Source organism: Pseudogemmobacter bohemicus, from assembly GCF_003290025.1.
In the GTDB taxonomy this organism is placed as follows: Bacteria; Pseudomonadota; Alphaproteobacteria; order Rhodobacterales; family Rhodobacteraceae; genus Pseudogemmobacter; species Pseudogemmobacter bohemicus.
In genome coordinates this window covers 68,423-94,449 of sequence record NZ_QNHG01000008.1, presented here as the reverse complement: position 1 = coordinate 94,449, position 26,027 = coordinate 68,423, and the positions used below count along the sequence as shown (strand labels likewise).

21 protein-coding genes and 1 pseudogene are annotated in these 26,027 nt (G+C 62.6%); 11 read left to right on the top strand and 11 right to left on the bottom strand.

From position 1 onward, the window contains the following. Window positions 1–1,504 precede the first annotated feature (1,504 nt). Window positions 1,505–1,639 carry a hypothetical protein gene (locus DRF71_RS29170; protein ID WP_101754912.1) on the top strand — a complete coding sequence of 45 codons (135 nt, stop codon included), beginning with the start codon at window positions 1,505–1,507 and terminating at the stop codon, window positions 1,637–1,639. Further along, window positions 1,636–10,062, top strand: a complete 8,427-nt coding sequence (locus DRF71_RS26430) for a GH36-type glycosyl hydrolase domain-containing protein (RefSeq protein ID WP_232831706.1) — start codon at window positions 1,636–1,638, stop codon at window positions 10,060–10,062. Before DRF71_RS29170 ends, DRF71_RS26430 begins: the two co-directional genes overlap by 4 nt. 39 nt (window positions 10,063–10,101) lie before the next feature. Here the strand turns inward: DRF71_RS26430 and DRF71_RS26425 are convergent, their stop codons facing one another. From DRF71_RS26425 to DRF71_RS26410, 4 genes are all read right to left on the bottom strand, one after another. After that, window positions 10,102–10,989, bottom strand: coding sequence for a transglutaminase family protein (locus DRF71_RS26425; RefSeq protein WP_112313411.1), 888 nt, complete (start codon window positions 10,987–10,989; stop codon window positions 10,102–10,104). Between the two features lie 236 nt (window positions 10,990–11,225). After that, on the bottom strand, window positions 11,226–11,537 hold the full coding sequence (locus DRF71_RS26420; protein ID WP_112313410.1) for a hypothetical protein: 312 nt from the start codon (window positions 11,535–11,537) through the stop codon (window positions 11,226–11,228). Then, window positions 11,534–11,806, bottom strand: coding sequence for a hypothetical protein (locus tag DRF71_RS26415; protein ID WP_101754968.1), 273 nt, complete (start codon window positions 11,804–11,806; stop codon window positions 11,534–11,536). Before DRF71_RS26415 ends, DRF71_RS26420 begins: the two co-directional genes overlap by 4 nt. Before the next feature lie 415 nt (window positions 11,807–12,221). Next, window positions 12,222–12,956 (bottom strand): Crp/Fnr family transcriptional regulator, encoded by a 735-nt coding sequence (locus DRF71_RS26410; protein WP_112313409.1) that lies wholly within the window; start codon window positions 12,954–12,956, stop codon window positions 12,222–12,224. Window positions 12,957–13,109: 153 nt separating this feature from the next. Between DRF71_RS26410 and DRF71_RS26405 the strand changes: the two genes are divergently transcribed. The 3 genes from DRF71_RS26405 (at window position 13,110) to DRF71_RS26395 (ending at window position 15,723) form a co-directional block, all read left to right on the top strand. Beyond that, window positions 13,110–13,346 (top strand): hypothetical protein, encoded by a 237-nt coding sequence (locus DRF71_RS26405; protein ID WP_112313408.1) that lies wholly within the window; start codon window positions 13,110–13,112, stop codon window positions 13,344–13,346. A 135-nt stretch (window positions 13,347–13,481) separates the two neighbouring features. After that, window positions 13,482–15,062: a chaperonin GroEL gene (gene groL, locus DRF71_RS26400; RefSeq protein ID WP_112313407.1), complete on the top strand. Its 1,581-nt coding sequence runs from the start codon at window positions 13,482–13,484 to the stop codon at window positions 15,060–15,062. A 307-nt stretch (window positions 15,063–15,369) separates the two neighbouring features. After that, window positions 15,370–15,723, top strand: coding sequence for a hypothetical protein (locus tag DRF71_RS26395; protein WP_112313406.1), 354 nt, complete (start codon window positions 15,370–15,372; stop codon window positions 15,721–15,723). A gap of 19 nt (window positions 15,724–15,742) precedes the next feature. On the opposite strand, the gene DRF71_RS26390 is transcribed toward DRF71_RS26395, so the two are convergent. After that, on the bottom strand, window positions 15,743–15,961 hold the full coding sequence (locus DRF71_RS26390; RefSeq protein ID WP_112313405.1) for a hypothetical protein: 219 nt from the start codon (window positions 15,959–15,961) through the stop codon (window positions 15,743–15,745). A 732-nt stretch (window positions 15,962–16,693) separates the two neighbouring features. Between DRF71_RS26390 and DRF71_RS26385 the strand changes: the two genes are divergently transcribed. The 6 genes and pseudogenes from DRF71_RS26385 (at window position 16,694) to DRF71_RS26360 (ending at window position 21,529) form a co-directional block, all read left to right on the top strand. Then, window positions 16,694–17,365, top strand: coding sequence for a TrbG/VirB9 family P-type conjugative transfer protein (locus tag DRF71_RS26385; protein WP_157971293.1), 672 nt, complete (start codon window positions 16,694–16,696; stop codon window positions 17,363–17,365). Between the two features lie 170 nt (window positions 17,366–17,535). After that, on the top strand, window positions 17,536–18,675 hold the full coding sequence (locus DRF71_RS26380; RefSeq protein ID WP_408634572.1) for a TrbI/VirB10 family protein: 1,140 nt from the start codon (window positions 17,536–17,538) through the stop codon (window positions 18,673–18,675). Next, a pseudogene (locus DRF71_RS26375) lies at window positions 18,675–19,680 on the top strand (ATPase, T2SS/T4P/T4SS family). Before DRF71_RS26380 ends, DRF71_RS26375 begins: the two are co-directional and overlap by 1 nt. Before the next feature lie 15 nt (window positions 19,681–19,695). Beyond that, window positions 19,696–20,109 (top strand): hypothetical protein, encoded by a 414-nt coding sequence (locus DRF71_RS26370; protein WP_035715033.1) that lies wholly within the window; start codon window positions 19,696–19,698, stop codon window positions 20,107–20,109. Then, window positions 20,109–21,134: a type IV secretion system protein gene (locus DRF71_RS26365; RefSeq protein WP_035715035.1), complete on the top strand. Its 1,026-nt coding sequence runs from the start codon at window positions 20,109–20,111 to the stop codon at window positions 21,132–21,134. The genes DRF71_RS26370 and DRF71_RS26365 overlap by 1 nt, the downstream gene beginning before the upstream one ends. 53 nt (window positions 21,135–21,187) lie before the next feature. Next, window positions 21,188–21,529 carry a single-stranded DNA-binding protein gene (locus DRF71_RS26360; protein WP_020952590.1) on the top strand — a complete coding sequence of 114 codons (342 nt, stop codon included), beginning with the start codon at window positions 21,188–21,190 and terminating at the stop codon, window positions 21,527–21,529. A gap of 295 nt (window positions 21,530–21,824) precedes the next feature. Here DRF71_RS26360 and DRF71_RS26355 read toward each other — a convergent pair whose 3' ends face one another. The 6 genes from DRF71_RS26355 to DRF71_RS26330 form a co-directional block, all read right to left on the bottom strand. Then, complete coding sequence (locus DRF71_RS26355; RefSeq protein ID WP_198672404.1) at window positions 21,825–22,247, bottom strand: type II toxin-antitoxin system VapC family toxin; 423 nt, start codon at window positions 22,245–22,247, stop codon at window positions 21,825–21,827. Then, a complete protein-coding gene (locus tag DRF71_RS26350; protein WP_035715044.1) occupies window positions 22,247–22,501 on the bottom strand; it encodes a type II toxin-antitoxin system Phd/YefM family antitoxin in 255 nt (84 codons plus the stop codon). The genes DRF71_RS26355 and DRF71_RS26350 overlap by 1 nt, the downstream gene beginning before the upstream one ends. A 26-nt stretch (window positions 22,502–22,527) precedes the next feature. Continuing rightward, window positions 22,528–22,746 carry a hypothetical protein gene (locus DRF71_RS26345; RefSeq protein WP_035715047.1) on the bottom strand — a complete coding sequence of 73 codons (219 nt, stop codon included), beginning with the start codon at window positions 22,744–22,746 and terminating at the stop codon, window positions 22,528–22,530. A 29-nt stretch (window positions 22,747–22,775) separates the two neighbouring features. Beyond that, window positions 22,776–24,212, bottom strand: coding sequence for a GntP family permease (locus DRF71_RS26340; RefSeq protein WP_084684278.1), 1,437 nt, complete (start codon window positions 24,210–24,212; stop codon window positions 22,776–22,778). 1 nt (window position 24,213) lies between these two features. Next, entirely contained in the window at window positions 24,214–25,254 is a 1,041-nt protein-coding gene (locus DRF71_RS26335; RefSeq protein ID WP_035715050.1) for a patatin-like phospholipase family protein, read from the bottom strand. Window positions 25,255–25,317: 63 nt separating this feature from the next. Then, entirely contained in the window at window positions 25,318–25,926 is a 609-nt protein-coding gene (locus DRF71_RS26330; protein ID WP_198143212.1) for an HdeD family acid-resistance protein, read from the bottom strand. Window positions 25,927–26,027: the final 101 nt, after the last annotated feature.

The window sequence follows — 26,027 nt, the reverse complement described above, 5'->3', positions numbered from 1 at the left end:
AGGTTCAAGATGCTGCCCACACAACGTAGCAGCCCGGCAAAGCTGAAGATCGAATGCTGAGCCGAAAGAGCAGGTCCGAAAAAAACATATGCTCATCGCATATAGGGTAAGGAGCTTGAAATTTCGAGGGGTATCTGGGCGCCCCAATAAATAACTCAGACCTGTTGCGGAAACAGGTCGGTTTTGTGGATCACTTCAGTCACCCGGCTCTTCCTTCACCCGCTTTTCCGGGCTTGTATCGGCGTTTGCATCCTTTTCCGTCGTCGGCCTCGACGCCGGCTTTCTTCCCCAGACGGGTTTCCGATAGGATCGCGGCGCTGCGTTCTGGCTCAGAAATTCGGCCAAGTTGAACGGCGTCTTAGGTGTCGAATATCCCATGTCACTTTCTCCTGATTTACAAAGCAAAGCGGCGGAGCAGGCTCCGCCGCTTTACCTTCCCGGCTACTCTTTCTTGATGGGTGCGGACGAGCTGTAAAGTAGCATCGCCTTGTCCCACCAATTCACACGGGAACCTTAACCGCCATTGCGAGGCGGTTTCCTATTCCTGGATCAGCTTGTGCAGCCGGACATAAGGCAGCATCGCCCCGCCACCAGAGGAACCGACCTCGATGGATTTTTCTTCACGCGCTGAACATGTTCTTGAGTCTGTACTGTCATTGGTGTTGCCAGCGGAACTCGCGAGTACTGGCGCGCAGTATCTGTTCGATTTTCGCATCAAATCCCCCCTTATTTTAAGTGTTTACTTGTTCCTGACGATGCCGAAGCCATCGATGGCAGCCTGTCAGGGACGGGGCTTTCGCTTCTGTGGAGGGTCCGCAGATAGCTCTTCCTCCTTTGCCAGACGGGCAGCGCGAAGTGACTGAGTCAATTCATGGCGTTTTCGGGATTCCGCTTCGACGATGTCTCGCGCAGCGACTGTGGTTCGGTCCATGAGGTTCTCTCTGGGAGACGCGCGAAGAACCTCTTGCTTCCTTTTTTTGGCAGTCAAATCAACCTCCGCTCCATGCCGTTTTTGCAGAACTGAACTGCAAAACCACACCGGAAAAGCCGATGTGAGATAAGAGAATTCCACGGAGATTTCTCACGAAGGAGATAAATCGCGCAGTCACCCGGTCGTTCATCCGGGCAAGCTCTGCTTCTATCCAAATAAGTAGTCGTTTCAGAAAATCAAGGCATTACAATAAATAAATTATCAAACCCAACCCGAAGCCACTCCAACCGCATGATATAATGACAACTTATGAGCACCCTTCGCTTCAGCCGCTGTAACGCTCATCCAAAGGGGTTGCTATTGAGGTCCTCTTCCATCATTCTCACGTCACAGGTTGATCTGGCGTCGAGAAAGCTCCGCCCGACGCCGTTGCCTTGCTATCCAAAAATTACTGGCACTCCCTGAGTGAGTGAATGTGATCGCTGGTTCGAAACCTTCTCAGCCCCTTCGCATCGCGCGTGGGCTGAATAATCATGCCCGCGCTTTGCGGTCCGTAAATCAAAGGATAACTATATGGCCAAGGGAAACAAACGCGGAAATCGTGAGGCGAAGAAGCCCAAACAGGTCAAGGCTGCCCCAGTAGCGGCACCTCTGTTCGAAAAAGGCGCACTGGCACCCGCTGCAGCGCCGAAGAAGAAAAAGGGTTGAGCGGCCGCCTCGGAGCGGCGGTCGAACGTATTTCTGCCGGGATGACGACCCGTGATATCGTGCCGGGTCACCCCTGGGCGGATACGGCACCTGTTCGCGCAGAACTTTTCAGCGCCGAGCGGCTTGAGCAGCACGCGATCTCGCTGGCTTCTGCGCAGCCGGTGGCTGAACGGACAAAAAGGGTCCGGACATTGCGCCGCCGGCTGGACGACAATGCAAAGGTGTTGCTTACGGCGTGGCGCGCCAGCGCCAGTGAAGTTGCAGCCGGGCGCGAAGTGGTGCCCGCCGCGACCTGGCTTCTGGACAATTACCACCTCGTCGAGGCGCAGATCCGGGAAGTTCGCACCGATCTTCCCGAAGGGTATTATCGTCTTCTGCCAAAACTGGCGGATGGTCCATTCGCAGGATACCCACGCGTCTTCGGCGTGACCTGGGCATTCGTGGCCCATACCGACAGCCATTTCGATCCCGACATCCTGCGCCGTTACCTCGTCGCATATCAAACGGTGCAGCCGCTGACGATCGGCGAGCTCTGGGCCGTTGCCATCACCCTGCGCATCGTTCTGATCGAGAACCTGCGCCGGCTGGCGGATCAGATGACGATGGGGCGCGCTGACCGGCTCGATGCCAACAGCCTTGCTGATCGCATCTGTGCCCCGGGTCAGGCACATACCGCCTTGTTGCCCGAAGTGGCACGCCTCGCCGGACGCCCGCTGTCCGAGGTGTTCGCCGCCCAACTGGCCAAACGCATGCGCGACCGCGATCCGCGCACCAATCCCGCGCTCGGCTGGCTTGAGGAGACTCTGGCGACGCAGGGAACGAATATCGACACTGTCGTCCGCCACGCACAGGAACGACAGGGCGCCTCGAACGTCACTCTGCGCAATGTCATCACCGCGATGCGCAGAATTTCCGCGACCGACTGGTCTGATCTCTTTGAAAGCGTCAGCCTGGTCGAGGCTGATTTGCGCGACTATCCCGGCTATGCGGCAATGGATTTTCCCAGTCGCAATCTTTACCGCAGTGGGGTCGAGGATCTCGCGCGCGGTGTTGCACTGAGCGAGGGAGAAGTCGTCGCTTTGGCATGCCGACGGGCATCGGCAGCGCCCGCAGGGACCATGCGGGCGGATCCTGGTTGGTCGTTGATCGCGGCAGGAAGACCGGCCTTTGAACAGGAGATCGGCTTTCGCCCCCCTATCCATCTGAGGTTTCGCAGATGGGGGATCGCAGCGGGCCTGCGTGGCTATCTCGGCGCTATCGCGGTTCTGACGCTGGTCTTGCTATCGCTTTGCGCCATGTGGATCTCAGGTGGAATTGTCGGGTCTCTCTGGCTTCTGGCCATGGTGCTGCCGGCCAGCGGCGTTGCGATGATGCTGGTGAACCGCATCGTGGGCGCCGGTGTCGGGGCGACCCTGTTGCCGGGCTTAGATCTGCGGGCAGGTGTGCCGTCCGAGTTTCGCACGGTTGTCGCGGTCCCGGTATTGGTCTCTGGCCACGATGATCTGCGTGCGCAAATAGAGGCGTTAGAGGTTCATCATCTTTCTGGTGCAGGCGGCGATCTGACGTTCATTCTGCTGACGGACAACGTTGACGCCCCGCATGAGGTCATGCCGGACGATGCGGCACTGCTGGAACAGGCGACAGAGGGCATCGCAGCCCTGAACCGTCGCCATCCGCCTGGTCCGGCGGGCCCGCGTTTCCTGCACCTGCACCGCCCCAGGCAGTTCAATGCGTCCGAGGGCGTCTGGATGGGGTGGGAGCGCAAGCGCGGCAAGCTGCACGAATTGAACCTCTTGTTACGGGGGGCAATGGATACGGGGTTCCGAGAAGCCGATGGGATCGTGCCCGTCGTTCCTGCCGATGTGCGCTACGTCATCACCCTGGATGCCGACACGCGGATGCCGCGCGACACGGCGGCGCGTCTGATCGGCAAGATCGCCCATCCGCTGAACCGTCCGATCTTTGATTCCGCATTGGGCCGGGTGACCAGCGGCTACGGTATCCTGCAACCTCGTGTCACCCCATCGCTGGAGCCAGGCATGCCCGCCACGCTCTATCAAAGGGCGACCGCAGGGCCGGGCGGGATGGATCCCTATGCCTCGGCGGCCTCGGACCTGTGGCAGGATCTGTTCGGCGAGGGGTCTTTTACCGGCAAGGGTATCTATGACATCGACGCCTTCGAGGCGGCGATGCGGGGGCGAGTGCCCGACAACACCCTGCTGAGCCATGACCTGCTGGAGGGCATTTTCTCCCGCGCGGGTCTGGCCTCGGATGTCGAACTGATCGAGGCTTTTCCCGGCCGTGTTGACGTTGCCGCGCGCCGCCAACACCGCTGGACGCGTGGCGACTGGCAGCTTTTGCGCTGGCTCTTCGCGCCCGGGGTGCCGGTGCTGGGACGGGTCAAGATGGCCGATACGCTGCGCCGCTCGCTGATCGCACCGTCCATGCTCGCGGCGCTGACACTCGGGTGGCTGTTGCCAGAGGAGGCTGCGCTGAGCGCCACGCTGCTGCTGTTGGCCGCGCTGGCGTTGCCTGTGGTCTGGCCAACGATCCTTGGGGTGATCCCGCGCCGGGCGGGGTTGGACCCCTCCAGCCATCTTCGCCAGTCGGCAGGCGATCTGGGTATGGCTGGCTTGCGGGTCGGGCTGGCTGCGACTTTCCTCGCCGATTCCGCATGGCGCATGATGGATGCCATTCTGCGCAGTCTGTGGCGGACCGGTGTCTCTCGCCGCCATCTTCTGGAGTGGACAACTGCAGCCCAGGCATCTGGCCGGGCGCGGCCCGGGCTTTGGAGCTTTTCACTTTTCATGGCCGGCGGGATGGGGTTGGGAACATTTCTTGTGGCCGGCGCCGTGACACTGGCGCCTGCTGCGGCCCCGCTGGCGCTGCCGTTTGCGGCGTTGTGGGTTTGTGCGCCGTTCATCGCATTCCGGATCAGCCGTCCATCTGCCGGCCCGCAACAGAACACCCTGTCCCCCGATGCCGCGCGTGACCTGCGCGTAATCGCCCGTGCGACCTGGCGCTATTTCGAGACCTTCGTGACGGCGGATCACAGCCATCTGCCACCCGACAACCATCAGGAAGTTCCGGTGCCGCTGACTGCGGCCCGCACCTCGCCCACGAATATGGGCCTCTATCTGCTGTCCTGCGTGGCCGCCCGCGAGTTCGGCTGGATCGGAACCGTCGAGGCGACAGAAAGGTTGGAGGCGACCCTTGCCACGATGCAAAAACTGCCGAAGCATAAAGGGCATTTCTACAACTGGTATGGGACGGCAGATGGGCAGGTGCTCAACCCGGCCTATGTCTCATCGGTCGACAGCGGGAATCTGGCAGGGCATCTGATCGCTCTGGCAAACGCCTGCGAAAGCTGGGCAAGCGATGAAGGCTGGCCGGACAGTAACACCCAACGCGCGGGCCTTGTCGATACACTCCAACTTGCCCGGCAGTCACGAAATGGCGGTGGAGTGCCCATTAGCGGCCTCCTGGACGGGTTGGAGGCTGCAATAGTCATCCCCGGCGAAAGCGTCGCCTGGCCCGCCATCCTTCGTCTGGCCGTAAAGGCCAAGGGGGCATTGGCGAACGAACCATTTGCCGATGATCTTCGCGAATGGTTGCAGGCCCTGTGCGACCAGTGCGCGCGCAACGCTCATCCCTATGATCCCGCCGCGCTGCCGCCGCGGCTGCACGCATTGGCGGCGCAGGCGCGGGCCATGGCTCTGGCGATGGATTTCGCCTTTCTCTTCGATCCAGACCGCAAGCTTCTGTCGATCGGCTGGTCCCGCAACGACAATGCCCTCGACGAGAGCTGCTATGACCTTCTGGCCTCCGAGGCGCGGCTGGCCAGCCTGTTCGCCATCGCAAAGGGCGATGTGCCGGTGCGCCACTGGTTCCGCCTGGGCCGATCCGCCACGCCCGCGCGCGGCGGGTCGGTGCTGGTATCCTGGTCCGGCTCGATGTTCGAATATCTGATGCCGGCATTGGTGATGGAGGAGCCATCGGGCAGCCTGCTCGATCAGACCAACCGGCAGGTTGTGGCCGGGCAGCGCGCCTACGGCCGCCGGCATGGGGTCCCCTGGGGCATATCGGAATCCGGCTTCAACGCCCGCGATCTGGATATGAATTACCAGTACTCCACCTTCGGTATCCCGGGAATGGGGCTGAAGCGCGGCCTTGCCACCGATCTGGTGGTGGCGCCCTATGCCACCGGGCTTGCGGTGATGTTCGCCCCGGCCGAGGCCCACCGCAACTATGCCGCGCTGGCGGCGGCTGGGGGCCGTGGTCGCTACGGGTTTTATGAGGCGCTGGATTTCACGGCCTCGCGGCTGCCCGAAGGCGAAACCGTTGCCGTGGTTCGCAGCTATATGGCGCATCATCAGGGCATGACCATCGTCGCCATCGCAAATATCCTGCAATCTGGTCGCATGCGGGCGCATTTCCATGCCGAGCCGATGATCCGCGCGACCGAGCTTGTCTTGCAGGAACGCATCCCGCGCGACATCCCTGCCGTGACGCCGCGCCTTGAAGCCATGGCGGTGCCCGACAGCCCGAGCGCGCTGGACATGCAGCGGATGGCGCTGATCGAAGGCACCCCACAGGGGCCGCCGGTCGCCCATATCCTGTCGAACGGCAGTTATGCGGTGATGCTGACAGCAACGGGCGGCGGCTACAGCCGTTGGGGCGACATCGCCCTGACGCGATGGCAGGCGGATGCCACGCGTGACACCGGCGGCACGCGGATCTGGCTACGCGATCTACAGGGCGGCCAGCTGCATTCCGTCGAGGGCGCGGCAGACGACGACCAGCGCGAGGTGCAGTTCTTTGAGGATCGCGTCGGCTTCTCACGCAGGCAGGGCACTCTGTCCACAGCGATGGATGTGCTCGTTTCGGGCGAGGATGATGCCGAAGTGCGCCGGGTTGCAATCACTTCCACGTCCCGCCGTCCGCGTGAGGTAGAACTGACATCCTATGCCGAGCTGGCCCTGACCACACCGGCTGCGGATGCTGCGCATCCCGCCTTTGCCCGGATGTTCGTGCAGACCGAATACCTGCCGGAGTTCGGCGCCGTCATCGCGACCCGCAGGCCGCGTTCCCCTGATGAAACCCCGGTCTGGGCGGCCCATTTTCTGGTGGTGGAGGGTGAGCTTTCCGCGGCGATGGAGTTCGAGACCGACCGCGCTGCTTTTGTCGGGCGCGACAATGACCTGTCCTCGGCGCAGGCTCTGATCGCGGGGAGCCGTTTGGAGGGAGGGGTCGGCACTGTGCTGGACCCGGTCTTTGCGCTGCGTCAGCGGGTCACGATTCCGGCAGGCGGCACCGTGAAACTCGCGTTCTGGACAGTGGTCGCGCCGACCCGCGATGCGCTCACCGACCTGATCGACCGACACCATGACCGCAATGCCTTTGATAGGGCAAGAACACTCGCCTGGACCCAGGCACAGGTTCAACTGCGCCATCTCGCGATCACACCGGTGCAGGCAGCCGGCTTCCAGCGCCTCACCGCCCCGATCCTCTGTTCGGACATGCGTTTCCGGGCACGTGCCGATCTTGTCGCCACGGGCGCAGGCAAGCAATCTGCACTTTGGCCGATGGGCGTCTCGGGCGATCTGCCCATCGTGCTGCTGCGCATCGACGATGCCGCCGACATAGCGCGGGTGCATGAGATGCTGCTGGCGCAGGAATACTGGCGCGGCAAAGGCCTGGCGGTGGATCTGGTAATCCTCAACGAGCATCCCGCCTCCTATGTTCAGGGCCTGCAAGCGGGGATCGAGGCGGCGCTGAGGGGCTCACGGGCGCCGGATGGCGGTGGAGGTGGGCAAATACATGCCCTGCGCGCCGATCTCATCTCGCCCGAGGCGCGGTCGCTGCTGATCTCGGTGGCGCGGGTGCATCTGGTGGCGCGGCGCGGCACCCTGGCCGAGCAGATCGCTGTAATCCTGGCAGATGATATTGGCGAAGAGGCGCCCCCGGCAACATGGGAGCGGCAACTCCCTGCCACGGCCAGCCCACCATCGGTCGAAGAGCTGGAGTTCTTCAACGGCATCGGCGGCTTTGCGCGTCAGGGCCGGGAATATGTCACGATCCTTGACGGCAGCATCCCGACACCGGCGCCCTGGATCAATGTCATCGCCAATGACAGCCTTGGCTTTCACGTCTCTGCCACCGGCAGCACCGGCACCTGGGCCGGGAACAGCCGCGAGAACCGCCTGACGCCGTGGTCGAACGATGCAGTGGCCGATCCGACGGGAGAGGCATTCTACATCCGCGACGATGCCACCGGCGAAGTATTCTCGCCCACCTTCGCACCTTTGCGCCAGGCGGGGCGTCACATCGCGCGTCATGGCTTTGGCTACAGCCGGTTTCAGCATCAGGCGGGGAACATCGGCCTTGACCTGCTGCAATTCGTGCCGCTGGCGGATCCGGTAAAAATTTCGCGCCTGACCCTGCGCAACCTGTCCGGGCAGCCCCGGCGTCTGACCGTGATCAGCTATGCCGAGCCGGTGATGGGCCCGTCACGCGCGGGCTCGGCGCCGTTCCTGACCACCGAACGCGACGGTGAGACCGGCGCGCTCTTTGCCCGCAATCCTTGGAACACGGCCTTCCCTGACCGTGTGATGTTCGCCGATCTGGCAGGCGCGCAAAGCGGGTTCACCGCCGACCGCACCGGGTTTCTGGGCCGGGGCGGCGCACCCACCATGCCACTGGCGGTCAGCCACGGACAACCATTGGCAGGCCGTGCCGGATCAGGCCTCGATCCCTGCATGGCTCTGGAACGCAAGGTAGAACTGGCGCCGGGTGCTCAGATCGTCATTGACCACTTCCTCGGCCAGACGGTCTCTGTCGAAGACGCACGAACCCTGATCTGCCGCCTCCGCAAGACTGATCTTGATGCCGCGCTGGCCGAGGTCGAAGCGCATTGGGAGGCCGTGCTCGGAACCGTGCAGATCGAAACGCCTGACCGTGCGATGGATGTCATGGTCAATGGCTGGCTGCAGTACCAGACTCTGGCCTGCCGCGTTCACGCGCGCGCCGGCTTCTATCAGGCCAGTGGGGCCTATGGGTTCCGTGACCAGTTGCAGGATGGCATGGCGCTGACCCTGTCGCAGCCCGACCGCGTCCGCAGCCATTTGTTGCGCGCGGCCGGGCGACAATTCCCCGAAGGCGATGTGCAGCACTGGTGGTTGCCGCATTCGGGCCAGGGCGTGCGCACGCGAATATCGGATGATTGCGTATGGCTGGCCTACGCCGCCGGGGAATATGTTGCGGTGACAGGCGACAGCTTGGTGCTTGACGAGCGGGTTCCCTTCATTGACGGAGCTTTACTGGCATCGGGCCAGCATGACGCCTTCTTCCAGCCCGAGCTATCGGGAACCGATGCGACGCTCTGGCAGCATTGCGCGCTTGGCCTCGACCGCACCATCGCGCTGACAGGTGCGCTCGGCCTGCCGCTGATCGGCACCGGCGACTGGAATGACGGCATGAACCGGGTTGGTGAGGCGGGGCGCGGCGAGAGCGTCTGGCTCGGCTGGCTGCTGCTGGATACGCTTAGCCGCTTCATTCCCATGGCCGAGGTTCGCGATCCAGCACGCGCCGTGCGCTGGCAGGCGCATGCTACCGACCTTCGCGCGGCGCTGGAGCGGGAAGCCTGGGACGGGGAATGGTATCGCCGCGCCACCTTCGATGACGGGACCTGGCTTGGCTCGGCCGCTGGAACCGCGTGCCGGATCGACTCCATCGCGCAAAGCTGGGCAGTCTTGTCAGGTCAGGCTGATCCGGCCCGCGCCGCCACGGCCCTGGCCTCGGTCGAACGGCATCTGATCCGCCCCGATCCGGGTATTGCTCTGCTGTTCACCCCGCCTTTTGACAATGCGGCCGTCGGCTTCGGCCCCGATCCCGGATATATTGCGGGCTACCCCCCTGGTCTGCGTGAAAATGGTGGGCAATACAGCCATGCCGCGATGTGGGCAGTACTGGCACGGGCGAAGCTTGGCGACGGTGACGGCGCGGTGCGCCTGTTCGCGATGCTGAATCCGATCAATCATGCGCTGACAGCGGAAGACGCCGGACGATACAAGGTCGAACCCTATGTCGTTGCGGCGGATGTCTATTCAGTCGGCCCGCATGAAGGACGGGGCGGCTGGACATGGTACACCGGGTCTGCGGCATGGATGTATCGCGCTGCGGTCGAGGGCATTCTCGGCATTCGGCGCGAGGGCGACCATGTGCGGATCGCACCGTGCCTGCCTGCGCATTGGCCTGGCTTCTCCGCAACGGTGCAGGTGGCCGGCACCGCCATCGATATCCGGATTACGCAGGGCGACATTGCTCCCGAAGGTTTCATCCATTCGAAGGACAACGACACACGCGTGCTGTTGGACGGCGCGCAGCACCTGGTTCGGTTGCATATCCCGCCTCAGTCCGTGTGACCGCCCACAAGTCGGTTCGGGCCGCCGAACAGCGCCACGTTACGACGGGGCCTGGTCGAGGTTCTCTGCGGTTACAGTGACACTGACCGCCATTTCGATAAGTGCATCACTGTTGCCGATGAAGCTGCCCGAAACCGGGACGATCTGGCGCACATCGCGGGCCACGGCCACCGGGATCAGATTCCTTGCACCAACACTCCGGTTGGTCGGATCGAAAGTGATCCAGCCCGCGCCGGGCACATAGATCTCGGTCCAGGCATGGGTCGAACCCGGCCCCGTGGATCCGACAAGGCTTTCACGGGGATCGAACAGATATCCGGACACGATACGTGCGCCGAACTTGAGTATCCTTGCAGCTTCCGCCAGCATGACCGCGAAATCCCTGCACGACCCCCAGCCACGGTGCAGGGTTTCAAGCGGCGATAGCGTGCCCTCGGTCTCCCGGCTCTGATAGGAAATGCGGTCGGATATCCCGTCGCTGATATCCATCAGCAGGGACAGCGTGTCGGTGCGCCAGCCGTAGACAAATCCCTCGACCCAGCGAGAGAAATGGCCCTCGGGATCGGGATATTGTGGCATGGCCAGCGCACCAAGGTCGGTCCAGTCGTCACCGGAGTAGAGGAACGGCCAGCGCATCGCGGAGGGCGCAATGGCGAATCCTGGCGAGGGCGAAGCCGTCAATTCGATCCTGGCGCGGCTCTCGATCCGCAAGCAGGCGGTCGGCTGCAAAAACGTGGCCGTGGTGATCACGTTTCCCGAGACGTCATTCGCCCATGACAGTTCCGCAGCCGGAGACAGGGAAACGTCATGGTATAGGAGGTGCAGGTCCCGGGACTCGCGTGGCCGAAGCATCATGCGGTGCGGTCCGAGGGAGACCTCGCTTCGATATCGGTAGGTGGTCGTATGAACCGTTTCGAGAAAGACCACGTGTATCCTGCTTTCGACCGCCGCTATGCCCGCAGATAATGCTTTTCAGGACCTTCGCGAAGAGCCCGGGGAAACGGGGACGGCATTCTTCCACGAATGAGACCCTTTGCAGCGTTTGCATATGCGCTCGCCGAACCCCTCGCTCCAGAACATCGTCTGGCATCGCAGGCAGGATCGTTCCCTTGGTGCATCCGCAAGGGCGCGTTGCAGATCGTTGTCGTCAGGCGAGGAATCTTTCACGGTTTTTTCGGTTCGCTCTCGATCAGTCGCGCCAGATCTCCGAGGGCGCGCTGGATCAGCTTCTGCTTACGGGCGTCCCCTGCTTCCGCAGTCTCTGCGTAGCGACGGATCAGGTATTGGGCCTTCACTGCTGCCTCGATCCATGTCACCGATGGCTCGGCGAGAAATTGCGCTTCAAGCTCCTCCTGGCGTTTGCGCAGGGCCTCCTGATCGGCTTCGAACTCCCTGAGAGCATGACGGCGAAAATCCGTCGCCATCTGTCCTTCGGTGCTACGCCGGGCATCAAGGCTCACCGGATCATCACTCATTCTGCGCCCCCGGGCTGAGGTGCTGCCTGATCTCGCCCGATCGCGGCCTCAAGGTCTTTCTCAGTGATCGGTCGCATCTCCGCCCGACCAGCCCGTCCTGTGACAATCATATGGGTCGAGGTCCTGCGGTAGGCCTCAAAGCTCAACCCCTGCAGAAGCTCTTCCTCGACGAGGACATCATAATTTCCGGCGGGCAGCAGATCGGCGTAACCTGACAAGGTGAAAGGATGCGCGAAAGTCACCTGCTTCCTGGATGAGCGGATGTTCATCTGTAGCCTCCGATCAGGTCTGAAAAACTTGTCCGCGTGTGACGCCTTCGCTTCGGCGCGGCGACACGGCAGCGTTCTGACCATACGATCATCGTCCGCCGCCGGGGCTGATCGGTGTTAGCGTCCTCTCTGAATTATGCCTGAATCAAAAATGGATGCGACCCTCGCACTTCCGGCTCCCCGGAACGCGATGGCATGCTGAATATCGGCCCATGCAAACCTGGATCAGTCAGCCGCTCCAAGACACCGTTATACCGAAAGGCGCTGACGGGGAGCCAGTCAGCAGGTCGTAACAAGTTCCAGCGAGGCTGCGGAGCCCGCAACCGACGATATCCGGCGTGCGGATTGTGCAGCCTCGCTTGTCAGGGCGACAAGGGCGGCAAGGCCTACCTCCTCAATGGTCGTTGCAGGCGGGTCAACGCAGCAACGGCCCTGCATGATCCATATAGCCGGTGTCGAAACCCGCCAGTGCCTGAAGGCCCTCGAAATTGTTGAAGGTCACCTTGCCTTGCCGGAACGTGACCAGCCTGTCCTCCCGCAACTGCCGCAGCACCCGGTTGACGTGAATGGCGCTCAGACCAAGGGCATCGGCCAGATGATACTGGGTCAGGGGACAGGAGAACCCCGTTCTGTCGCCGATCCCCACATGGTTCAGCCGTGCCCCGAGCTCCATGAGCAGATGCGCCATCCGCTCCACCGCTGAGCGCCGCCCGAGATTGACCAGATGCTCGACCATCATCGCCTCGTCGCGGGATGAGGCCCAGAGGACGGCGGTGGCAAGCCGGGGCGCCTCGGCAAATGCGCCGAGGATATCCGGGGCAAAGACCTCGGAGGCTTCGATATCCGTCAGCGCCTCGAGGCTGAGGTCTGACGTTCGGAACAGGATGCTGCGCAAACCCAGAAAATCGCCAGGAATCTGGAAGTTGATGACCTGCCGTCCGCCATCGGGCAGCATCTTGTAGGAGCAGGCCCAGCCTTCGGCCAGAATGTAGGCCGAAGCATTCGACTGGCCCTCGTGCATCATCTCATGCCCGGCGAGGAAGGTTCTGCGCCGCCGATGAAAGCGCGCAAGTGTCTCCAGATCCACATCCGACAGGGCCACGAAGGTCGACAGTTTCCGGGTCAGCGGACTGCTCTCAATAGGGTTCAACAGCTTCTCCCGGTTGGTGCGGAATTCACGACAGGCAGTCGGGCAGGCTGCTCTGGATCAGTCCGGCCGACAGAACTTCCTGTCAGGGTGATGCAACTCATCAGGATTCTGCCCCTGTCCTGATCCTCTTCTATACCAAAAGGACGCTTCGCGATGCCCGGCCAGACAGATCATGCAGGAATGGCAGCACTTTCCATATGTGAGGCTCTCCTGCTCGCCATCAATGACCACAAACTTCTGCCCGAACGCGAGATTGCAGGTGTGCTCCGCGATGCAGCCGCGGCACATGAGAATGCGGCGGGCGATGCAACAGAGATGCAGATGCATCAAAGCGTAGCCAGCCTGATCAACGGGATCATGGCCGGGATAAACCCATCCGGCCGGCCTTAGCACCGCGCTCTCTCAGGCCAGAGGGATCCCGAGACGGCGGCCATCAACAGAGGGCAGTACATCGGGATCGGTCACGCCCTTTTTCTCAGGACTATTGCCCTGCTTCCACATTACCAATTTTCAGGATCGACTGACATGTCTGCGAAAGACGTTCTCTTCGGCACCGAAGCCCGCAGTCGCATGGTGAAAGGCATCGATATCCTCGCCGATACGGTCAGGATCACCCTCGGCCCGAAGGGGCGCAATGTCATCCTGGGCCGGGACTTTGGTGCTCCGCGTATCACCAAGGACGGCGTGACCGTTGCGCAAGAGATCGAGCTTGCGGACAGGTTCGGGAACATGGGCGCCCGGCTGGTTCGGGAAGTTGCGACCCGCACCAATGACGAGGCCGGAGATGGCACGACGACCGCCACCGTCCTTGCGCAGGCCATCGTCAGGGAAGGCATGAAGGCGGTGGCAGCCGGCATGAACCCGATGGATCTGAAACGCGGCATCGACAAGGCTGTAAAGGCTGCCGTCACGGGCATCAGGGACATGTCGCGGCCAGTTCGCGACAGTGACGAAATCGCGCGGGTCGGAACGATCTCGGCGAACGGCGATGCCGCCATCGGCCGACAGATCGCAGATGCGATGGAGCGGGTCGGCAAGGAAGGTGTCATCACCGTCGAGGACGCAAAAGGCATCGAGACAACGACAGAAATCGTCGAGGGCATGCAGTTTGATCGCGGCTGGCTGAGCCCCTATTTCATCACCGACGCGCAAAAGATGACCGTGGAACTCGAAGACTGCGTCATCCTTCTACTGGACAGCAGGTTATCGGCCCTCAAGCCGATGCTGTCGTTGCTTGAGGAGGTGCTGGAGGCCGACAGAGCGCTGCTGATCGTTGCGGAGGATATCGAAGGCGAGGCGCTTGCGATGCTGGTCGTCAACAAGCTCCGCGCTGATCTGAAGGTTGCGGCGGTCAAGGCCCCTGGCTTCGGCGATGGCCGCAAAGCCATGCTGGAAGATCTCGCCATTCTGACGGGTGGCGAGGTGATCTCGGCCGAGCTTGGAACTCGGCTTGAAGATGTGACGATGGCACGGCTAGGTACGGTGAAGAAAATCCTCGTCGGCAAGGACGCCACGACCTTGATCGGCGGTCAGGGCGACAAGGCCGCGATCGCGTCTCGCATCGGCCATATCCGCGCGCAGATCGAGGGTGAAGCGTCGGATTACGAGAAGGGAAAGCTGCAGGAGCGGCTGGCACGCCTGTCGGGCGGCGTTGCCGTGATCCGCGTCGGGGGCGCCACCGAGACAGAGGTGACTGAACGCAAGGACAGGATTGACGATGCGCTCCATGCGACGCGCGCGGCCGTCGAGGAGGGCGTCGTCCCGGGCGGAGGGGTCGCGCTCCTTCTCGCCGGAAATCTGCTGGCCGATATGAAAGGCGACAATCCCGACCAGGACGCCGGGATCAGGATCATCCGGAGGGCGCTACAGGCGCCTCTGCGCCAGATCGCCGAGAATGCCGGGATCGACGGCGCTGTAGTCGCGGGGAAGATCATCGAGGCAGGTCGCGCTGGCTTCGGGTTCGATGCGCAGGCAGAGAGCTTCGTCGACATGTTCGAGGCCGGTATCGTCGACCCGACAAAGGTGGTGCGGATCGCGCTCGAGGATGCCGCATCGATTGCGGGCCTTCTGATCACCACCGAGGTCATGATCGCTGAGCGTCGATGAGATGCACGAAAACTGCGCGAGTGCTTTCCCCGGCGGCCGCCATACGTTCTCACCGACAGAAAACACGGAATTCCGGGAATAATTCAGAAATGGCCTGCGCGATGCTAACACCCGTCAGTCTCTCGGGGCGGCCGCTGCATAATACTGGCTTCGGTTGGGCGGATCCGTTCAGGTCGCCTTTGGCCACGGATCCTCTGCACCAGCTGCCGAACGACATCTTTCTTTCGAACCGCACCCGGCTTCGCATCAGAAACATCCAGCGATGTGCTCTGTGGTCAAGAGGCCTGCATCCTGAAAGGGCGTAAACATGAAAACTCCTGAATGGCTCAAGCCCGGCATCTATGGCGGCATCATCGGCGGTATCGCAGTTGCTGTGATCGGCTTCGGATGGGCGGGATGGTCCACAGCCGGAGGCGCCAACCGTCTGGCGCAGACCGTCGCTACCGAACAAACTGTTGCAGCGCTGGTTCCGGTCTGCCTGGCGATGTCTACCGCCGATCCGGAGCGCGTCAGCAAGATCGCCACGATTCAGCAGGCGACAACTCCCAGACGACGCGACGCGCTTATCGCAACCGGCTGGGCGACAATGCCCGGAAGTGATGCGCCAAACCGCGATCTTGCGACCGCCTGTCTGGCTGCGCTCGAACTGCCTGCCGCCTGATCAGTGCTCTGACCAGCCCTCAGCGAATGGCGCTGTCACGGATGGCGATTGCAAGACCTCTTGCCCGGAGCCTGGCTCCGGGCGGATCATGATCGATGCCGGAAATCCACTGGAGGCAGGCCAATTCCTCAAGGCAGAACAAGGAAACATGGTGCTCGGCAAATGCTGCCGACGCAACTCGAATGGAGAAGTTCTCGATCATGGCCCGGCAATCGATCATCAGGCTGTCCAGTTTCATGGGCCTAATCCTGGGCTTCTGTTTACTTTCCACAACTCCCGTCTTGGCACAGCAGGGGGGCCACGGGGCAATTCCGGACAACGCCACGGAGCGACGGTTCGGTGGCGGCTGGGAATGCAACCTTGGCTATCGGTCCGACGGCGAGTCGTGTGCCGAGATCATTCTACCTGAGAACGCCTACCCGACGGGACGATCCTATGGCACAGGCTGGGAGTGCACGCATGGATATGCTGAAAAGAGCGGCTCATGCTTTTCGATTCCGATCCCTTTGAATGCCTTTCTGTCAGATGGCGGATCAGGGTGGGACTGTCACCGAGGGTATCGGAGACTGCGCGACAGCTGTGATCGGATCGAAGTGCCGGAGCACGCATTTCTGACCGGCAGTTCTTCAGGGAACGGATGGGAATGCGAGCGCGGCTATATCGCGACTTCCGGCTCCTGCCTCACGATCGTCCTGCCCGACAACGCCTATCCTACCAATGCCAGCCACGGCGCGGCCTGGCGCTGCGAGCGCGGGTTCTTTGAGGTCCGCGGCAGCTGTGACCCGGTGCCCGTCCCCGAGAATGCATTCCTTGATACGAGCACCTACGGGCAGGGATGGCGCTGCGAAAGAGGCTTCGAGCAGGATGGGACAGCCTGCAGCAGGATTGTCCTTCCCGACGACGCTCACCTTGATCGGTCCGGCAACCGCTGGCGCTGCAACAAGGGATTCCAGATGTCGGTTGATGATCAGTGCGTTATGGCGAGGTGCCCGCCCTTGCGGAAACCACGCCGCGTGCGGGATCGCATGACCGGCGGGTGCGTGTCGCCACCTGGACCGAGGGGCAGGTCTATCGTGTGGTCACCAATCTGACCCGCGTTACCTCGATCGAGTTTGGCGAAGGGGAAACCATCCGCTCGATCATCGCGGGCGACACGGCAGGTTTCCAGTTCGACGGCGTGCCCGGCGGTCGGGCCTTTGCCATCAAGCCCGTGGCGTCGAATGTGGCGACCAATATCACCGTCTATACCAACCGTCGCTCCTACTACTTCCATGTCGTCGAGGCGCGCGAGACCCCGCATTATGTCGTGCAGTTTCGCTATCCGGATGCCGCCGCGCCTGCCGTCAATGCCGTCGCCGCCGGCGCACCGAACAGCAATTATGCTGTGAGCAGCCAGACCGAGTTTACGCCAACCGCGGTCTGGGACGATGGCACCTTCACCTATTTCCGCTTCCCGCGTAATGCGCCGATCCCCGCGATCTTCCGCTGGACCGGCGGGCGGGAGAGAACTGTGAATTCCGTCGCGCAGGAAGAAGGCGTGATTCGGGTCTCCGGGGTTCACCGCCAGTGGGTGTTGCGCCTCGGCGAAGATGTCATCTGCATCCAGGATATGTCAGGCGCTGAAGGCGCGGCATCGTCATGAGCAGTGATCCTGACGACCTTGCCACCCGCCTCAAAGCCATAGAAGCCTCGACGGGAAAACGTAAAGCGCCCGCCCGCCCCTCTCTCTTTGCGGCCTTGCTCGGCAGCGCCGCTATTCTGATGATTGGTGGCTTGGGATGGTTGCTCCTACAGCCAAAGACCGAGCCCAGCTTGCCCACGGCGGCGGCTGAGGAGTTCCAAAGCAACGGGTCAGGCTTCGGCGAATTCCCCGCGACCCCGGCCCCAGAACCCGCTCCGGCGCCCGCGCCGGTTCCTGAAGGGCCAAGCGCTGCAGAGCTCGAGTTGCGAGAAACGCTCGGCAGATTGCAAGCGGAACTGGCCGAATTGCGTGCGCGTCCCGTAGAGACGGGCGATCCAGCCTCACAGGCAGCCATCGCGGATCTGACAGCACAACTGGCGGCACTGGACGCCTCGAACGCGGAAGCCCGCAGCGCTCTTGAGCGGCAGCTGGTCGAGCGGGACCGCGAGCTGGAGCGCATTCGCATGGATCTCGAGATCGCTCGGCTTGGAGCGCCCGGCACCGGCGAGGAAGATGCACGGCTCGCCGAGCTCGAGCGCAGGCGGGCCGCAGAGGCTGCGGCACGCGAGGCACGCATTACCTCCCCCATGCTGGCCTGGTCCGGCGTGGGTGGGGGAGCGAATGGAGAATCCGAGGTCGAGGCGGCACGTCTCAGCGCGGATGAGGCCTTCGTGCGGGGCGGCGCGGCGGCGGCGCCCGTGACCCGGGCCGAGATCATCGTGAACCCCGGCCACACCGTCGTGCAGGGCACGATGATCCAGGCGGTGCTGGAAACCGCCATGGACAGCACCCTGCCCGGCGTGATCCGGGCGGTCGTCTCGGAAGATGTGCATTCCTTTGACGGCACCCGCATCCTGATCCCCCGTGGTGCCCAGTTGATCGGGCGCTACCGCTCTGAGGTCTCCCTCGCGCAATCCCGTGTGATGGTCGGCTGGGACCGGGTCATTCTGCCCGACAACCAGACCGTCCAGATCAGCGCCTTTGGCGGTGATGAACTCGGCCGCTCTGGCGTCACGGGCGATGTCGACAGCCGATTTGGCACCCGGTTTGGCTCTGCCGCACTGATCTCCCTCATCGGCGCGGTCCCGGCAGCGGCCGCCGCGAGCATTGACGACGACACGACCTCGGATGCGGCCAGCGATGTGGCCACGGACCTTCGCGATGCCAGCCGCAGCGTGATGCAGGACTATCTCTCGATCCGTCCGGTGATCCGCGTGCCGCAGGGAACGCGCATCACCGTGATGGTCGACCGCGATCTGGAGATCCTCTGATGGCGGCAAGCTATCTCGAAGCCTCGCTGGCACGGCTGGGGGATCCGATCCGCCGCCCTGATGTGATCGAGATCTGCATCAACCCCGATGGCCGGGTCTGGGGCGAGTTCCAAGGGCGATCACTTCATGCGAGACCTGGGTCAGCCGCTCACGCAGATCGAGATCAGGGACCTTGGCAACCAAATCGCCTCGGCGGCCAACACGACGCTCAGCAACCGCAAGCCCATCGTCTCGGTCAGCATCCTCTGGGGGGATCGACCGATCCGGGCTCAGGTCATCCAGCCGCCGGCCGTCGAAGGCGGGTTTTCCATCTCGCTGCGATTCTTCTCGACGCTCCCGCTCGAGCAGATCAGGCTTGGCTTCCTCTACGGCCGCGAACGTAGCCTTGAAGGTCTGCGCAAGGAACGCAACCTCGCGCTTCGGAAGGTGGTGGCCTCGGGCGAGATCGATGCGGCTCTACGCTTTTGTGTCGAAAACAAGCTGAACATGATCGTCTCTGGCGGCACCTCCACCGGCAAGACGGTCGCCGCCCGCAAGATCATCTCCCTCATCCCGGATGACGAGCGTATCCTGACCATCGAGGAAGCGGCCGAACTCAGGCCCGAGCAGCCGAATGTCGTGACGCTGATCTCGGACCGGGAATCCGACGCCCGCAGCGCCGATGCGCTCCTGACCTCGACCCTGCGCATGCGGCCGGATCGGATCGTTCTGGGCGAGGTGCGCGGGAAGGAGGCCATGACCTTCCTCGAAGCGATCAATACCGGCCATGGCGGATCTCTGACGACGCTTCACGCCGAGACACCGCAGCTCGCCGTCCGGCGCCTTGCCATTGCGGCCCTGAAGACGGACCTTCCGATGACCTATGCCGACATGATCACCTACATCGAAGGCTCGATCGACGTGATCATTCAGGCCGGCCGCCATGAGGGGGCCAGAGGCATCACCGAATTCTACTTGCCCGGCATTGGACTTGATGAGGTCCCCTCACGCCTTGCCTCCGAATGATGAAAGGAAACCCCCATGCGTGTCCTCGTTCTCACCGCTGCCATCTTCGCTGCCGCACTTCCGGCCATCGGGCAAACTCCCGTCACCAACGATCTGACACCCACGCTTGAGCCGCAACGGTACCGTATCTGCAACGACAGGCCCGAGCGCCCGGCATGGGTTGAAAATGTCTCTCCCCGCGAAGCCTACAAGGCGCTGACTGTGATGGCCCTCTATGAACTGCGCTCGTGGGAAACCATCGTGGCAAATGGCGATTGTTCCTGCGAAACACGTTTCCCGGATTGGACAGCTGCTGACGCGGAATATACCGAGCGCTTCGCTGACCTACCGCAGGCTGAGCACACACAGACCCAACGGGTATTGCGTCGCCAAGCCAACGACTTGCGCCATGCAGTTCAAGCTGTCTGCGAAGCGCAGGGCAACTGGTAATGGGTGTTGTCAGCTGGATGGTCGGTTCGGCCGATAGCTTCCTCGCCTCGGCTGCGGAATCGCAGTTTGGGGCTGTTGCGAGCAATATCGGCACGATCACCCTGCTGATGGTCACGCTTTCCCTGATCGGCCTCTGTATCAACATGGCCTTCCAATATCGCAGCATGGATGGCGCGACCTTCTTTTGGTACTTGCTGAAGCTGACCCTGATCGGGTTCTTCGCCTTCAACTGGACCCGCTTCAACGCGGTCGCAAATGCGGTGATCGGCGGTCTGGACTATATCGCAGGGGCGCTGGTCGCATCGGTCGGAGGCGGCGGTGCTGGCGCGACGCACTTTGCCGGTGAGTTCGACAATCTGATCGAACGGTTCTCGGCCTATCTCAATGCGATCGGCAGTAATCTGGGTTGGATGACGGGCGCGATCCTGGGCGGCATCGGCCTCATTCTGCTCAGCATCCTCGGCTTCATGACCGGGATCGTGCTGATCTTTGCCAAGATGATGCTCTCGCTGATGCTAGGCCTGGCGCCGGTGATGATCGCCCTGTCGCTGTTCGATGCGACCAAGGACTTCTTCCACCGTTGGGTTTCCACAACCGTCAGCTATGCGTTCTACCCGGTGGTGATCGCCGCGATGTTCTCGACTGTGGTGGGCATGGCAAACGCCCTCCTTGCGCAGGTCGGAGACCCGGAATCTGCCACCAATATCGGCTCGCTTATCCCCTTCTTCGTCATGATCTTCCTGGCGAAGGGCTTCGTTGCTGCAACGCCTCTGATCGTGCGCGGGCTGTCGGGGAACTTCATGGTGGTGGCGGGGCCGGCTGTTGCTGCCGGAACTGCAGCCATGACCCGTGGGATGCTGAACACCCGCGGCGTGCAGGCGCGCGAGCGAATGGGAAATCTCAGCACCGGCGAAATGGTCGGCCGCCAGATCGCCCAGAATGCGCCCGCCGTGAAATCCGCGGCTCTTGCCGCCGGCGGGCAAATCGTCCGGGTCGCAGAGCGGGCACGGAGGCTCGGGAAGTAGGCGCCCTTTCGAGGGCGAGCCTTCAATCCAGTATCGTAACGAGGAGAAATAGGATGTTGTACACCTTCGCGGAATTCCAGATTCAGGGCTATGTCGGCCGCAGAACCGAGCTTGGCGGCGGCAAGGTCCTGAAGGTCAGCATCGCCGCAACCGACAGCTGGAAGGACAAGGACAGCGGCGAGTTGCGGGAGCGCACGGATTGGAACACCGTCACCCTCTTCGAACGCAGCACCGCAGGTTTCGCCTGGCTGAAGGAGAACCTGAAACCCGGCGACCTCGTCCATGTGAGGGGGCGGATCGGCGAGAGCAATTACGCCAAAGACGGGCAGACCGTCTATGAGACCTCACTCACGGCTGATCGCTTTGCAGTCGTGCCGGTCGGGAAAGATGGGTAAGGGTTGCACTGCAACCCGCCTTCGCAGCGGTCTTCTGAACCAGATGTATCTCGCTGGCTATTCGGGCCGCCAACCGCCACGCTGGCTGCGTCTGCTGCTGGCGGGCTCGTGCTGGCACCGGGCGTGGCTGCTCGGGCGATTGGGCTTCTTCGTTGAGAACGGGATAAGCTACGGACCTGCCAACCCCTATACAGGTTGCTTTTCGCCCGAGAGCCGGGAGAAGGCGTCCCCTGAACAGTGTCCTAGTAATATGCGCTCGGCCCGAAAGCCTGTACCAGAGCGCGCTGGCTGTCAGTCAAACCCTGACCCAAGGGTTAAGCAAGATCACCCCCGTGTCCTTGAAATCACCGGTGTTTCGGGTCACGACCGTGAAGCCATGGACCAGCCCCGTCGCCGCTATCAGTGCGTCCCGTTCTGATCTCGGATCAGGAACATGAAGGCCGGCGCAGCGCAGCGCCACGCTTGTATCTACCGGCAAAACCCGCTCCTGGAACTCCGGCAGGACCCGTTCTGCGAACCATGCCCGGAGCAAGGCTCCCTGCGCCGCATCGCGCCGCTCGATGCGGCGCACACCGATATCCAGCTCCATCACGGTAATTGCCGAGATGAACAGTGCCGCGGCATCCTGACCGCTCAGCCAGGCGGTGACATTGGCATCGGCCCTGCCATCCCCCGCCTTGCGCAACTCGGAAATCACATTGGTGTCGAGCAGAAACATCAGGACAGATCGGCCGGTCGGGACATGATCTCAGTCTTGCGCGGCTCAAAGTCGATGTCCGACAGCCCCGGCACCGCAAGTGCATCGAGGATGTTGCGGCGCTGGCCGCTCATCTGCTGATATTGGGCAAAGCTCATAAGGACATGGGCCGGTCGGCCTCTGTCCGTGATGAACACGGGACCGTCAAGCGCCGCCCGTTTTGCGCGGGCCAGATCCTGGTTCAGTTCACGGCTGCTGATCGTATGAATCGTCATCGCGGCCTCCGATTGTGGTTACGTTACTACATGTGAAACCTGCGACGAAAGTCAAGGCTGGGGATCTTGGCGATCAGTCTTCTGCGGATGAGCATGACCACATAAGAGATCATCAGCCCCAGCACCATTGGCACCAGAACGCCCGAGGCGATGTGGAAGAACCACCCCAGCATCAGCGCCAGCATGACGCCCAGCGTGATGTTCAAAAGGGCCGGTGGTGCGGCGGTCGGCGTGGGCTGTGTCATGACGATCCCGAAGCTCTGTCCCTATCGGGTTAGAAGGAACCGAAGGCTGTGCCAAGCACGATCACGGCCACAAGGGCAACAAGCGCGCTGACAATGGCGGCCATGACGATGTCCAGATAGCTTTCGCGATGCGTGCAGCCACAGACCGCAAGCATCGTGACCACCGCGCCATTATGCGGCAAGCTGTCCAGCGTACCCGAGGCGATCACGGCCACCCGGTGCATCAGCGCAGGGTCCAGCCCTGTGTCTGACGCGATCTGCATGAAGGTGGGGCCAAGGGCCTGCAGCGCAATGGTCATCCCGCCCGAAGCCGATCCGGTCAACGCGGCAAGGATGTTCGTCGCTACCGCCAGTGACACGAGCGGCCCGCCTCCGATGCCCAGAACCCAGTCCCGCACCATCTCGAACGCAGGCAGGGCCGCCACGACCGCGCCGAACCCCACAAGGCTTGCCACGCTCATGATCGGAAGTACTGCGGCCGTCGCGCCCGAGTCGATGCTTTCGCGCAGATTGCGAAAGCGGCGCCGGTTCATGGCAACCAGCACGATGCAGGCGACCAGAAGCGCAAGCGCCACCGACCAGACCCCGCCGACAGCCGACAGGGTGGTTTCGCCCCATGCGGGCTGCGAGAGGAAATCGAAATCCATGCTGGGCAGCACGAACTGCGTCAGGATCAGGTTGACCACGACAACCAGAACCAGCGGCAGAATGGCCAGGCCGATCGGTGGCCGCCCGCCCCAGGATCCGGCGCGGCTGATCTCGGCAGGGTCAAACTCGCGTGCGGTGCTGGCCAGCTCGCGCGAGACGGCGGAGCCTTTTTCGGCCGCGCCATAACCCTCGCCCCGCGCCTTGGCCTGACGTTCGCGGAAGGAAAGCCAGCCCAGGCCGATGGCCGCCATGATGATGCTGGCTATGATGCCAAGCCCAGGTGCGGCAAAGGGGGTGGTACCAAAGAACGGCATCGGAATCGCGTTCTGGATCGCAGGCGTTCCCGGCATGGCCGACATGGTGAAGGTCGAGGTTCCAAGCGCGAGTGCCGCCGGAAGCAGCCTGCGCGGCACGCTTCCCGCCTTGAACAGCGCCTGCCCCATTGGCGCCAGAACGAAGAACGCCACAAACAGGCTGACACCGCCATAGGTGACCATCGCGCCCGCAGCCACCACGGCAAGGATCGCCCGCGAGGGGCCGAGCCGGCGCGTCATGTAATCGGCGATCGCTGAAACCGATCCGCTGTCGTCCATCAGCTTGCCGAACAATGCGCCCAGCAGGAAAAGCGGAAAGAACTGCGCCACAAACCCCGCCGCCGCAGGCATGAAGGTCTGCGTCCAGTGCGCCAGCATCGGCTGACCGGAAAAAAGCGCCGCCACCGCAGCAGCCAAAGGCGCCAGCAGCAGGATTGTCCAACTGCGGAACGCAAGCACCATGATCAGGGCAAGGCCCAACAGAATACCCAGCAGACCCAGCATGTCAGAGCTCGTCCGCCAGCGCGTCGATATCGAAGGTCGAACGCACCCCGATGTCCTGAATATGGGTGCGGCCGAAATCCTCGGCGGCGCGGCGCCCTTCGTCGAAGAGCATCTTCAGGAAGTCCCATTCGGCATTCAGCTTCGAGGAATGTCCAAGGTCCACCATGATGTCCGAGGTGATGCGATGCAGGCGCATCTCTTTCCAGTACCGCGCCTCGCCATTGCCGGGGTCGATGACACGGCGCAGCAGCGCCATCATCCGCAACTCTTTCAGTAGCTGGGCGTTGAAAGAGATCTCGTTCAGGCGGCTTGCGATCTCGCGCGCGGTGCGCGGCGTCTCGCGCCGCTCGACCGGGTTGATCTGCACCAGAACGGTATCGAGGCTTTCACATTCACGCACGAGCGGCGTCATCGTCGGGTTGCCCGCATAGCCGCCGTCCCAATAGGGCACGCCGTCGATCTCGATGGCCTGGAACATCGATGGCAGGCAGGCCGAGGCGAGCAGCACATCGGCCGTCACCTCATGCTTGCGGAACACCCTGCCTTGCCCGGTGTGCACATTGGTTGCCGTGATGAACAGCTTGACCGGCCCGGTCGCCAGCGCGTCGAAATCGATCAGGTCTGTCAGGATGTCGCGCAGCGGGTTCCCTGCCGCCCCACCCAGCGAATAGGGCGAGATCAGCCGCGCCATCAGATCCATGGCGATGAAGGCGGGCGAGTTGTCCAGCGTCCATTTGCCCGTCAGGACCTCCAGCGGCCCGCGCTTGAACGGGCTGAAGCGCGCGGCATCGGCCGTCCGGCGCCAGAAGGCGGTCAGCATCTCACGCGCGGTCTGCCGCCCGCCGGTGGCCATGCCGGCCGCCAGGATTGCCGCGTTCATGGCGCCGGCCGAGGTGCCGGAAATGCCATCGATCTCGAACCAGTCTTCCTCGAGGATGCGGTCCAGAACGCCCCATGTAAACGCCCCATGCGAACCGCCCCCCTGCAAGGCGAGGTCGATGGGAAGGGTTTTTCGCGTCTGCGATTTCGGGTTGCTGGCCATTTCGGCGCCTTTCAGTCAATTCATTGCAAGAAAATGGCGCCCGAAGCCGGGCGCCCTAGGGGATCAGGCGGCGGGCACCGCTTGCCCGCGAAGCCTCCACGCCATCGCACCAAGGGCCGCGCCAATGGCGATGAGGTCGAGCCCCAGCATCAGCCCGATCAGCCACAGCGCAGTGACCGGCATCGCGGCAAAAAGCACAAGCGACAGCACGACCGAGAGCACCCCGCTGGCAAAAACCCAAAGCCAGTTGGGCAAGGGACGGATCGTCAATGCGAAGACAACCTTCGACATCCCCTCGATCATGAAGAAGATGATCAGCAGAAGCGACAGCAGCAGCATCCCCTGCGCGATGTTGCGCAAGAGCAGAATGCCCAGCAACACACCAAGTATGGCCGAGATGATCTGCAGCCAGAAGTTCGGCGCATGGCGTGCGCTGATCAGGCCGATGGCCTGAATGATGCCGCTGGCGATCAGCAGCCAGCCGAACACCACGACGGCAGCAGCCGAAGAAAAGGCCGGGAAGACGATGGCGACGATCCCCGCGACGACCAGCAGCGCCGCCTGTACCAGGTGGAAGGTCGAATGGCGGCGCACCGCATCGCGCGCGGCTTCGCGGTAGGTCTGTGCAGCGGCGGCAAGACTGATCGGCATGGCATTGACTTCCTTGTTCAACAGGGTGCTTCCCGCCGGGCAGCGGGTGTTGCCTTCCCCGACCCGCAGGGCCGGATATGGATCAAAATTGGCACAGGACCGTGAAGCCCATGCCAGACAAT